Source organism: Streptomyces sp. NPDC059009, from assembly GCF_042740175.1.
Lineage (GTDB): Bacteria > Actinomycetota > Actinomycetes > Streptomycetales > Streptomycetaceae > Streptomyces.
The window spans coordinates 40117-52500 of sequence record NZ_JBHYJB010000061.1 but is presented as its reverse complement, the minus strand read 5'-3'; the positions used below and the strand labels follow the sequence as shown (position 1 = coordinate 52500).

Genomic DNA, 12384 nt, shown 5'->3' with positions numbered 1-12384 from the left:
CGGCCGTGAGGGTCAGGGCGGCGGCCGCGATCGGGGCGGCGATCAGACGTGAGCGCTTGCGAAGCATGTACGTACTCCCAAAGTCGTTACTGACGTGCCGTGCTGAGCACCGCAATCGGAATCTCCGCATCGGCACGGATCCGAGCTTGCGGGGTGCGGGGTTCCGATTGCCAGGAAAGTCCGGCAGTTGGGGACACTGGAACGCAAAATGGGCCTCTGACCAGGGGAAACGTAGGCTGCCTGGAACGCGAGGGTGGGACGCTCCGGGCAACTCAGGCAAGCGCCGGGACGGCGTCAAGGGCCGCGGAGGGCACAGTCCGACGCCCCGGACGATCACCAAAGGGCAGTCATGGGGGCGTTCACTTCCGTTGACAGGCAGACCCGGGGCAGCGGGTCCTGCGTACCTCAAGTCAGGTCTTCCGCGCCCGGGCACCCGGCAGGGACGGGTGTGTCATGGATGTGGGCGTGATCGATCTGCCCCGGATCGAGAAGCGAAGCCCGGCCGGGATCGAGAAGCGAAGCCCGACCGGGGTCGAGAAGTGAAGCGCCCACCGACGACACCGGACCTCCCCGGCGCCGCCCGCCCCACGCAAGATCGCGAGTGAGACAGATGACGGTCATGGAAACCCCTCAGGAGCCCGCCTCAAGCATCGACGGCATCTACACCACGTCCCTGGGCCGAGGCGCCCTGCCCAAGAGCAGCTTCCCCGCCGCCCCGGCCGACCCCACCGCCGTCTACCAGCTGATCCACGACGAGTTGGAACTCGACGGGAACGCCTCCCAGAACCTCGCCACCTTCTGCACCACCTGGAGCGAACCCCAGGCGCGGGCGCTGATGGACGAGAGCCTCGGCAAGAACATGATCGACAAGGACGAGTACCCGCAGACCGCCGAGATCGAGCAGCGCTGTGTGCGGATGCTCGCCGACCTGTGGCACGGCCCCGACCCCGAGCATGCGCTCGGCTGCTCCACCACCGGCTCCAGCGAGGCGTGCATGCTGGGCGGCCTGGCCATGAAGTGGCGCTGGCGCAAGGCCCGGCAGGCCGCGGGGCTGCCCACCGACAAGCCGAACATCGTCTGCGGCCCGGTCCAGATCTGCTGGAAGAAGTTCGCCCGCTACTTCGACGTCGAGCTGCGCGAGGTGCCGCTGCTGCCGGGCGCCACCGGCCTGCGCCCCGAGCAACTGCGCTGCCACGTCGACGAGAACACCATCGGCGTCGTCGCCATCCTCGGCGTCACCTTCACCTGCGACTACGAGCCCGTCGCCGCCCTCGCCGCCGAACTCGACGCCATCGAAAAGGACATGGGTCTCGACATCCCCCTCCACGTCGACGCGGCCAGCGGCGGCTTCATCGCGCCGTTCGTCCAGCCCGACCTGGTCTGGGACTTCCGGGTCCCGCGCGTCGCCTCCATCAACACATCGGGTCACAAGTACGGCATGGCCCCGCTCGGCGTCGGCTGGGTGGTGTGGCGCGAGCCCGAGCTCCTGCCCGAGGAACTCGTCTTCCACGTCGACTACCTGGGCGGCGACATGCCGACGTTCGCCCTCAACTTCTCCCGCCCCGGCGGCGAGATCATCGCCCAGTACTACCTCTTCCTGCGCCTGGGCCGCGAAGGCTACCGCCGCACCCAGCAGAACTGCCTGGACACCGCCGCCTACCTCGGCGAAGAGGTCGCAAAGATGGGGCCGTTCACGCTCCTGTACGACGGCCACGGCGGGCTGCCCGGCATCTCGTACACCCTCACCGACCCCGCGCACACGCCGTTCACGCTCTACGACCTCTCGGCCAAGCTGCGCGAGCGCGGCTGGCAGGTGGCCGCGTACCCCCTGCCCACGGGCCGCAAGGACACCGTCATCCACCGCCTCCTGGTGCGCCGCGAGATCAGCCGCGACAAGGCGTCCCTGTTCCTCGACGACATGCGGCGCGCGGTCGCCCGGCTGACCGAGACGCCCCATCGGGCCGCCGCGCCGGTCTCCTTCCACCACTGAGCACCTGGAGATCCGCCATGACGTCATCCGACGGGGCGCCCGGTGCGCCCAGCACGCCGCCGACTCCCGCCAGAACCCGCACGGTTGTGGCCAAGGCCGGCCGGGCCCGGGGGCTGACCGTCCCCGCGGTCGGCCTGATGACGGCCGCGTCCGTCATCACCAGCCTCCGCGGCCTGCCCATGATGGCCAAGGAGGAGATGACGATGTTCGTGTACATCGGCTTCGCCACCCTCCTCTTCCTCCTGCCCGCGGCCCTCGTCTCCGCCGAACTCGGCGGCGCGTTCGCCGGCCGAAAGGGCGGGGTCTACGACTGGGTCGGCGACGCGTTCGGCAAGCGCTCCGGCTTCGTCGCCGTCTGGCTCCAGTGGGTCCAGAACGTCGTCTGGTACCCCACCGGCCTCGGCTTCGCCGCGGCCGCCGTCGCCTTCGCCGTCCGCGACCCGGCCCTCGCCTCGAACCACGTCTTCGTCGGCCTGTTCTGCATCGGCGCGTACTGGCTCGCCACCCTCGTGGCGCTCAGCGGCACCGGCGCCCTCATCAAGATCGCCAAGCGCGGGTTCGTGCTCGGCACGGCCCTGCCCGGCCTGCTGCTGCTCGGTCTCTTCGGCTACTGGATCGCCACCGGCCACCCCATCGGCTGGGAGCACACGACGGCGGCCGCCGTCACGAGCCACGGCCACCCGAGCTTCTTCCCCGCCCTGACCGGACTGAGCACGCTCGCCTTCCTCGCCGGGATCCTGCTGCTCTTCGCGGGAGGTGAGTCGCAGGCCGTGCACGTCTCCGACATGCAGGACCCGGGGCGCGGCTACCCGAAGGCGATGTGGCTCGCCGCGGGGCTCGCTTTCACCATCTTCACGGCCGGGTCGCTCGCGGTCGCGGGCATCCTCCCGTACGGGAAGATCACCCTCACCTCGGGTGTCTTCGACGCCTTCCAGCTGGTCCTCGGCACCGCGCTGCACGTCGGCTGGCTCGTCCCGGTGATCGCCGCCCTGATCGGCTACGGCGCCCTGAGCGGAGCCCTCGCCTGGATCGGGGGCCCCAGCAAGGCGCTCCTGTCCACCGCCCACGACGGCCTGCTGCCGCCCGCCCTGAGGCGCACCAACAAGAAGGGCGCCCAGCGCAACATCCTGCTGACGCAGGGCGTGATCGTCACCCTGATCTCCTCGATCTACCTGGTGACGCCGAACGTGTCCGCCGCGTTCTTCCTGATCTCGGCCATGACGGTGAGCCTCTACATCGTGATGTACCTGATGCTGTACGCGGCGGTCATCCGGCTCCGCTACACCCAGCCCCACCTGCCGCGCAGCTTCCGCATCCCCGGCGGCAAGCCCGGCATCTGGCTGGTCGCGGGCACCGGCTTCGCCGCCGTGGCCTTCGCCCTGCTGCTCTCCTTCGTGCCACCGGCCCAACTGCCCGTGGGCAGCCCCGCGATGTACATCGGCCTGGTCGCCGCCGGCCTCCTGGTCTTCACCGGCGCCCCCGTCTTCATCAGCGCCCTGGCCAAGCCGTCCTGGAGCGACACTCCGCGGGTACGGGACTTCCCGCCCGGGCACGCGGAGGCGACGACAGCCGAGCCTGCGCCCGCATCTGCACCGGCCCGGCACAGGTGGCCGCATCTGCGCCACCACCACTCGCACTGAGCCACTGATCCACCGAGCACAACGGTGAGGGCGGGACCGGGACGACATCCTGGCCCCGCCCTCACTGCACGCGTTACGAGTAACGCGTAACGCGTAACGCGTTACGAGTCACGCGTTGCGAGTTCCGGGCTCCACGAAGGGGCGGAGCAGCAGGCGCACCGGCCGGCTCGACAGCAGCAGCGCCAGGCCGAGCGCGAAGAGCGCGAGAACCGGGGCGGCCGAGGCGCCCAACCGGCCCGCCAGGCCGTCGAGGTCGAGGCGCTCGGCGGTCTGGATCACGAGCCCGTGGGCGAGGAACGGGAACATGGTGACCGCTCCGAGCGCCGTGTACCGCGTGCGGCGGTCGGGCACGAGCGCGAAGAACGCCGCGACGAGCAGGCCGGACAGCGCGAAGAGGACGACCCGCAGCCCGAGATAGGCGGGCATGCTGCTGCCGAGCTCCTCGTAGCTGTACTGCATGTTGAACCAGTCCGGGTCGACCCCGGGAGCCAGCCAGTACGCGCCCGCGAGCGCGGCGAGCAGCACCCCGCCCGCGACGCCGCGCAGGGCCGGCGTGCGCAGCCGGGCGAGGTGCTCCGGGCGCAGCCGCAGGCCGAGGACGAACCACGGCAGGAACATCAGGACGCGCGGCAGCGCCAGGTCGTACGACATCTGGGTGGTCCCCGCAGCGAGGGACACGGCGACGGCGAGGAGCAGGGGACGGCGCACCGCCGTCCACAGCGGCACGCTGACCCGCCACAGGCACAGGGCGGGCAGGAACCACAGGACGTACGTCGGCTGGATGGGGTGGATCTGGAAGGGGCCGCCCGAGATCCAGAGGTCGAGAGCCTGGTAGGCGGTCTGGAACAGCAGATACGGCAGCAGGACCTTGGTCAGCAGCGCGCGCATCTGCGGGCCCGTGCCGCAAAAGTGCCGTGCGAAATAGCCGCAGATGACGATGAACGCCGGCATGTGGAAGAGATACACGACCGTGTAGGCGGCCTTCACCGCCGGAATCTGCGCCTGCAGCGGAGACCAGCTGTGCCCCGCCACCACGAGGACGATGAGCAGGAACTTGGCGTTGTCGAAGAAGGGGTCGCGGGCCTGGGACCGCTCGGCGGGAGTGCCGGTCGTCGTGGGGGTCGGCCGGGAGCGGGTGGCGGGCGCGGTCGAGGTCATCCGGGCACCCTACGCAGTACCCCCGCCGTGACCTGCCGGCCGAAAGTCCCGCACGCCCCGGGCCTTTCGTCCCTCGTGCCGAGAGCAACGAACAGTTGAGCGCTCGGCATGGCGATTCAGCCATCCCGGATGCGGTGCGGAGCACCTGGCGTGCGCCCGGAATCGCCGGGTCCAGGTAGTGATCTTCGCTGGCAGTCCGTGTCTGACCCATCTAACGCGCAGCGAAATCCGTTGTGCGCCCAGGGGTGGCGGAAAGTGCGGCGTGGAGAGGGCGGTCATGTGTCGCTGCGGTTAAAACCGACCTCGCGGTTTGTTACGGTCGCTGGAGGTGATCCGCAGATGACCGGAATCAACCCCTCCGGACCGACGGCCAGTTCAGCGACAAGGGAGCCACGGCATGACCACTCAGTCCAGCATCACGATTTGGGCGGACCCCGAACCGGCGGGCACCTCACTCAGAGAGTCCGACGGGTACGACGGGCCTGAGCGGGGCGCTCACTCCGACACCGAACTCGCCGAGCTGCTGGACGCGGAGGCGAACCACCCGACGCCCGCGCCGGCCGCTGCCGCGCCGTCGCGGCACGCGGACTCCGCCCGGCTCGAGCAGGTGGAACGCCTCGCCGTGGCGCGCGCCACCAAGCTGTTCGGCGCGCGCTATGCGAATGTGCGGCCCCATTCCTGCGCGGCGGCCCACCGTGCGGTCCTGGCCGCGCTGCTGTCGGAGGGAGAGACGGTCCTCGGACCGCACCCGGAGGCCGGCGGCCGAGCGGCGCACGCGACACCGGCACGCGGGACTTCGACGCACGGGACATCGGCAGCCGCGACAGCGACGCACGCAGCGCCGTCGGCGGCGACCGGCCGCGAGCGCCGCACCCTGTACTACGGCCTCGACCGGACCGGCCGCGTCGACTACGCGCAGGTCGAGGAGGTGGCGCGGCGCCACCGTCCCCGGGTGATCGTCGCCGAGGCGGGCGCCTATCCGCGGCGGCTCGACTTCGCGCGGCTGCGCGCGATCGCGGACGCCGCAGGCGCGTATCTGCTCGTCGACATCTCCCACGTCGCCGGTCTGGTGGCGGCGGGGGAGCACCCGAGTCCGGTCGACACCGCCCACATCACGACCACGAACACGCACCAGCAACTGGGCGGTCCCCGCGGCGGCCTGATCCTCAGCGGCCGCGACCACCGCGCCGCCGGTCCCGACGGGTGCACACCGCTGGAGCGGCTGCTGCACCGCGCGGTGCGCGCACAGGCGCACGGCGCGCCGAGCCTCGCGGCGATCACCGCCAAGGAGCGGGCGTTCGCCCTGGCCGCCCGGCCGGAATTCCGGCGCACCGCGCGCCTGATCGTCGAGAACGCCCGGGCGCTCGCCTGGGAACTGGCCGGACTCGGCTACCGCGTACTGGCCGGCGGCACCGACGACCACATGGTGCTGGTCGACATCGTGGGCTCCGGACTGACGGGTGCCGTGGCCGAACGGGCCCTTTCGGAATGCGGGATTCTGGCGCACCGCTACCGCATTCCGGGTGACCTTCCCGGCGACGTTCCGGGCGACGCCATGGCCCCGTCGGTGGCCGTCGGACTGCGGCTCGGCACCAACGCTCTCGCGCAACGCGGCATGGGGCCCGAGGAGATGGCGGAATGCGCCCGCCTCCTGCACACCGTGCTCCAGTCCACCAAGGGCGCCGGCACCGCGGAACACCGCGTTCCGCCGGCGCTCGTGACCAGGGTCCGCGAGGACGTCGCCCGTCTCTGCGCCCGCCACCCGCTGCCCCACCAGCGCACCATCCGTACACCCGCCTTACCGAACGGAGCCCCGCGGTGACCCCCACGACCACCTGGCCACACGTACTGCTGCCCACGGACCGCCCCCGCCGCCCCGACGTCGCCTACGCGCGCACGGCCGTGGTGCGCGCCGCCCTCGACGTGCCGTCGCCCGCGACGGCCGCCGAGCGCGAGCGGCTGCTGCTCGCGGGGTTCGCGGCCCTGCTGTTCCGCTACACCGGGCAGGAACGGATCTCCTTCGCCCACAAGGCGTCCCGGCCGGCTGACGGCGCCCACCCCCTGGGGGCCGCCAACCCGCCCATGACACACGTCCGTTGCCTCGTACACGGCGAGACGACGCTCACCGACCTGGAACCGGCCGCCGAACCCACCACCAGCGACGAGGCGACCGGCCACTGCGAGCTGCACCTCGTCCTCGCCGACCTCGACACCCCCACCCCGGCCGTCGAACTGCACTACACACCCGAGCTGTACGACCGCACGACGCTGCTCCGGCTCCTCGGCCACCACCGCACCCTGGTCGCCGACGCCCTGAGCGCGCCCCGCCGGACCGTCGCACACCTGCGCCTCCTCGGCGACGACGAGCTGCGCCGACAGCTGCTCGACTGGAACGACACCGCCACCGATCTGCCCCACGACAGGTGCCTGCACGCGGCGTTCGAGGCCCGCGTGCGCGAGACGCCCGACGCCGTGGCCGTGGTGCGCGGCACCCGCCGCTGGACCTACGCGGACATCAACACCCGCGCCAACCGGCTCGCCCACCGCCTGCGTTCCCTCGGAGTCGGCCCGGACGTGCGCGTGGGCCTGTGCCTCGACCGCTCCGCCGACCTGCTCGTCGCGGTCCTCGGCATCCTCAAGGCGGGCGGCGCCTATGTGCCACTGGACCCGGCCTACCCGGCCCGGCGCATCGCCACCATGGTCGAAGGCACCTCCTGCGCGGTCATGGTGAGCCGCACGGACCTGCTCGCGCACCTGCCCCACGCCGGAGCCGACGGCGACCGGCCCCTCGTCCTGCTCGACCGCGACGCCGACGCCCTGGCCGCACAGCCCGCCCACGACCCGGCGCCCACCGCCGGTCCCGAGAACCTCTGCTACATCATCCACACCTCGGGCTCCACCGGCGCCCCCAAGCCGATCGCGCTGCGCCACCGCGGCGTGCTGAACAACATCGCCGACCTCAACTCCCGCTTCGGCGTGGGGCTGTGCGATGCCGCGCTCGCCCTGTCGTCACCCAGCTTCGACATGTCGGTGTACGAGTTCCTGGGGATGACCACGGCCGGCGGCACCGTCGTCCTGCCCGACCCCGAGCGCGCCAAGGACCCGGCGCACTGGGCCGAGCTGCTCGCCGACCACGCCGTCACCGTGTGGAACTCCGCACCCGCACTGCTCGGACTGCTCGTCGACCAGCTGGAGCAGACCGGCGCAGAGCCCCTGGCCTGCCTGCGGCTCGCGCTGCTCGGCGGCGACTGGGTGCCTGTCACGCTGCCGGACCGGCTGCGCGCCTTCGCGCCCGACCTGCGCTGCATCGTCATGGGCGGCGCCACCGAGGCGTCCATCCACTCCACGCTGTACGAGGTGCGCGACACGGATCCGGACGCGCCGAGCATCCCGTACGGCAGGCCCATGGCCAACCAGCGCACCTACATCCTGGACGCGGCGCTGCAGCCCGTACCGCCCGGTGTGGCGGGGGAGTTGTACCTCGCGGGCACCGGCCTCGCCCGCGGCTACCTGGACCAGCCCGAGCGGACCGACGAGCGCTTTCACATCTGGTCGCACGGCGGCCTCGTCAGCGACGAGCGCGTGTACCGCACCGGCGACCTGGCCCGGTACGGCCCGGACGGGCTGATCGAGCTCCTGGGCCGCGCCGACTTCCAGGTGAAGATCAACGGCCTGCGGGTCGAACTGGGCGAGATCGAGGCCGTGTTGCGCTCCCGGCCCGACGTCCGGCAGGTGGCCGTCGCCGCCCACGAGGCCCGCACCCTGGTCGCCTACCTCGTGCCGAGCGACCCCGACGCGGGCCTCGACCTCGACGCCGCCCGCGCCCTGGCCGCCGAGCGCCTGCCCGAATTCATGGTCCCGGCCGCCCTGGTGCCGCTGCCGGAACTGCCGTTGACGCCCAACGGCAAGCTGGACCGCACGAACCTGCCCGCCCCCGTCTTCACCGCCACCACGGCCCACCGCGCGCCGACCACCGCCGTCGAGCGTGTTCTCGCCGACGTCTGGGCGGACGTGCTCGGCCGCCAACGCGTCGGCGTGGACGACGACTTCCTGGCCGTCGGCGGTGACAGCATCCGCGCCATCCAGGTCGTCACGCGCGCCCGCACCCACGGCCTGCGGATCACCCCCGGGCAGCTGCTGCACAGCCGCACCATCGCCGCCCTCGCCCCGCTCGCCACCGAGGCCGACGCGACGGCGCCCCTGACGCTCCCCGAGCCGGCCGAGCAGGACCTCGCCGCCTTCCGCCGCCCGTACCCGAACCTCGAAGAGATCTGGCCGCTGACGCCGCTGCAGTCCGGGATGCTCTTCGAGTCGATGCTCCAGGACACCGGCCACGACGCCTACCAGATGCAGACCGTGTTCCATCTGGAAGGCCCGGTGGATCCGGCGCGGATGCGCGCCGCCGCACAGGCGCTGCTCGAACGGCACGCCAACCTGCGGGCCGCCTTCGTCCCGGACACGGCCGGCAACCTCGCCCAGCTGATCCTCGCCGACGTCGAACTCCCCTGGCAGGAAAGGGATCTGCGCCACCTCGACGAGGCCGCGCGCACGGCGGCGTACGACCGCTTCCTCGCCGAGGACCAGGCGGACCGCCTCGACCCGGCCCGGGCACCGCTGCTGCGCATGACCCTCGTCAGGACCGGGCCCGAGCGCGCCGAACTCGTCCTGACCATCCACCACGTCCTCATCGACGGCTGGTCCGAGCAGATCCTCGCGCGCGACCTGGCACGGCTGTACGGGGCCGCGGACAACGCAGCCGCACCCGCTGAATCCGCTGCACCCGCCGCGCCCGCTCACGGCTACCGGGACTTCCTCGCCTGGCTGCACCACCAGGACCACGACGCGACGCTGCGCGTCTGGGCCGAGGAACTCGACGGCGTGAGCGAGCCCACCACCCTCGCCCCCGCCGCCCCGGCCCGCGGGGACCGCGCCGCCGCCCGATCGATCGAGATCGAGCTGACGGCCGCCGAGACCCGACGCCTCGCCGAGCGCGCGACCGACCTCGGCGTCACCCAGAACACCCTGGTCCAGGGCGCCTGGGCGGTCCTGCTCGGCGGGCTGACCGGCCGGCACGACGTGGTGTTCGGGACCACCGTCTCCGGGCGGCCCGCCGGGCTTCCCGGCGTGGAATCGATGGTCGGCCTCTTCATCAACACCCTGCCGGTACGGGTCCGTTCGGCGCCCGGCGACACCCTCGCCGACGTCCTGAAGGACCTGCAGCGCCGACAGGCCGCCCTGCTCGACCACCACCACGCGGGCCTGGGCGCCATCCACCGAGCCGTCGGCGTGGACGCCCTGTTCGACACGCTGGTCGCCTTCCAGTCCTACCCCTCCGGCGTCGAGGACCGGCCTGCGGAGGCGGCCGGGTGCGCGATCACCGGAGTCGACTCGCCGAACGTCACCCACTACCCGGTGACCCTCGTGGCCACACCCGCCGCCGACACCCTGCACCTGCGCTTCGACCACGCCCCGGACCTGATCGACCGCGCCGCCATCGACGCCGTCGCCCGGCGCTACCTCCGCGTCCTGACCGCCATCGCGGACCACCCCGAACTGCCCCTGGCCGAGCTCGACCTGCTCGACGCCGAGGAACGCCGACGCATCCTCGTCGACTGGAACACCCAGGGCGACCCCGTGCCCCCGGCCACCCTGCCCGCCCTGTTCACCGCCCAGGCGGCACGCACACCCGACGCCGTGGCCGTGGAGGGACCGCGGTCCCGGCTCACGTACGCGCAACTGGACGTCCTCACCGACCAGTTGGCGGCCCGTCTGAACCGTCGCGGCATCGGCGCCGAACAGACCGTGGCGCTCCTGCTCGGCCGGTCCGTCGAGTCGGTGATCGGCTCGCTCGCGGTGATGAAGGCAGGCGCCGCCTATCTGCCGATCGACCCCAACTACCCCGCCGAGCGCATCGCGTTCGTCCTCACCGACGCCCGCCCCGCCGCCGTGCTCACCACGCGCCGCCACCTGGCGGACGTGCCCGACGCCGACGCCGCAGCCATGACGCCGCTGCTGCTCGACGAGACGCCACCGGCCGGAGAGGGCGGCGCACAGGGGACGGACGGGACGGAGGTGAAGGGGACCGGTCCGGCATCCGTGGACGCACCCGCGTATCTCATCTACACCTCCGGATCGACCGGCAGGCCCAAGGGAGTTGTGGTCACCCACCGGGGCATCGCCGCCTTCGCGGCCGCCGAGCGCGAGCGGTTCGCGGTGACGCCGCAGAGCCGAGTCCTGCAGTTCTCCTCGCCCAGCTTCGACGCCTCGGTGCTGGAGCTGTGCATGGCGCTGACCTCGGGCGCGGCGCTGATCGCCCCGGACGACGGGCCGCTCGCCGACGAGGCGCTCGCAGAAGTGATCCAGGCCCGAAGGGTGACCCATGCGCTGATCCCGCCGACGGTCCTCGCCGGAGTCCCCGACGCCCGGCTGCCCGGCCTCGCCTCCCTGATCGTGGGCGGCGACGCCACCTCGGCGGACCTGGTCGAGCGCTGGGCGGCCGGGCGGCGCATGGTCAACGCGTACGGGCCGACCGAGGCGACCGTCGCCGTCACCATGAGCGACCCCCTCGACCCGGGCGACGGCACACCCCCGATCGGCAGGCCCGTCCCGGGCACGCGCGCCTACGTCCTGGACGGCGGCCTGCGGCCCGTGCCGCCGGGCGTGGCAGGGGAGTTGTACGTGGCCGGGGCCCAACTCGCCCGTGGCTACCTGCGGCGCGCGCCCCTGACCGCCGAGCGGTTCGTGCCCTGCCCGTTCGGGGCGCCGGGCGAGCGGATGTACCGGACCGGGGACGTGGTGCGCTGGACGTCCGAGGGCGCCCTGGAGTACCTGGGGCGGGCCGACGACCAGGTGAAGATCCGCGGGTTCCGCATCGAACTCGGCGAGATCGAGGCCGTGCTGGCCCGGCACCCGCAGGTCGAGCAGGCGACCGTCGTCGTCCGTGAGGACCGTCCCGGAGACAAGCGCCTCGCCGCGTACGTGGTCACCGCGCGGCCGGTCGCGGGTACGGAGCTGCGCGCCCATCTCGCGGCCACACTGCCCGACCACATGGTCCCGGCGGCGATCGTCTCCCTCGACGCCCTGCCGCTGACCCCGCACGGCAAGCTGGACCGGCGCGCCCTCCCGGTGCCCGACTTCAGCGCGGCGGCGGGCGGCCGCAAGCCCACCACGGCGCAGGAGAGGGAGCTGTGCGCCCTGTTCGCCGAGGTCCTCGGCGTCGACGAAGTGGGCCTGGACGACAGCTTCTTCGAGCTCGGCGGCCACTCGCTCCTCGCCACCCGGCTGATCGCGCGCATCCGGGCCCGCCTCGACGCGGAGCTGAACGTGCGAGCCGTCTTCAAGCACCCCACGGTGGCGGGGCTCACCGGCCAACTCGCCCACGCACGCAGGCCCCGGCGGCCGTCCCTGCGGGCCCGGCGGGCCGGCTAGCAGCACAGCCCCTAGAGCTGGGCGGCCGCTCCACGGGAGCGGCCGCCCTGACCTTGAACGATCCCTGGAACCTAGCGTCGACGGCACGTGAACGTCCCGTCGTAGAGAGGCAGTTGTGATGTCAGTCCAACCAGTGCAGCCGAGAGTCGGCATGCTTCCCTCGCTGAC

Annotated in this window: 5 protein-coding genes; 4 read left to right on the top strand and 1 reads right to left on the bottom strand. The window is 72.4% G+C overall.

Annotated features, from left to right (window positions below; all coding sequences use genetic code 11):
• Positions 1-610: 610 nt before the first annotated feature.
• Both ACFWYM_RS41095 and ACFWYM_RS41090 read left to right on the top strand, forming a co-directional pair.
• On the top strand, positions 611-1990 hold the full coding sequence (locus ACFWYM_RS41095) for a glutamate decarboxylase (RefSeq protein ID WP_384849555.1): 1380 nt from the start codon (positions 611-613) through the stop codon (positions 1988-1990).
• Between the two features lie 17 nt (positions 1991-2007).
• The gene (locus ACFWYM_RS41090) at positions 2008-3630 is read left to right on the top strand and encodes an amino acid permease (RefSeq protein WP_384849552.1); all 1623 of its coding nucleotides are present in this window, start codon (positions 2008-2010) and stop codon (positions 3628-3630) included.
• Between the two features lie 108 nt (positions 3631-3738).
• Here the strand turns inward: ACFWYM_RS41090 and ACFWYM_RS41085 are convergent, their stop codons facing one another.
• Positions 3739-4788 carry an acyltransferase family protein gene (locus ACFWYM_RS41085; protein WP_384849549.1) on the bottom strand — a complete coding sequence of 350 codons (1050 nt, stop codon included), beginning with the start codon at positions 4786-4788 and terminating at the stop codon, positions 3739-3741.
• Positions 4789-5185: 397 nt separating this feature from the next.
• Here ACFWYM_RS41085 and glyA point away from each other — a divergent pair, with 397 nt between their 5' ends.
• A complete protein-coding gene (glyA, locus tag ACFWYM_RS41080; RefSeq protein WP_384849546.1) occupies positions 5186-6610 on the top strand; it encodes a serine hydroxymethyltransferase in 1425 nt (474 codons plus the stop codon).
• The gene (locus ACFWYM_RS41075) at positions 6607-12216 is read left to right on the top strand and encodes an amino acid adenylation domain-containing protein (protein WP_384849542.1); all 5610 of its coding nucleotides are present in this window, start codon (positions 6607-6609) and stop codon (positions 12214-12216) included. Before glyA ends, ACFWYM_RS41075 begins: the two co-directional genes overlap by 4 nt.
• Positions 12217-12384: the final 168 nt, after the last annotated feature.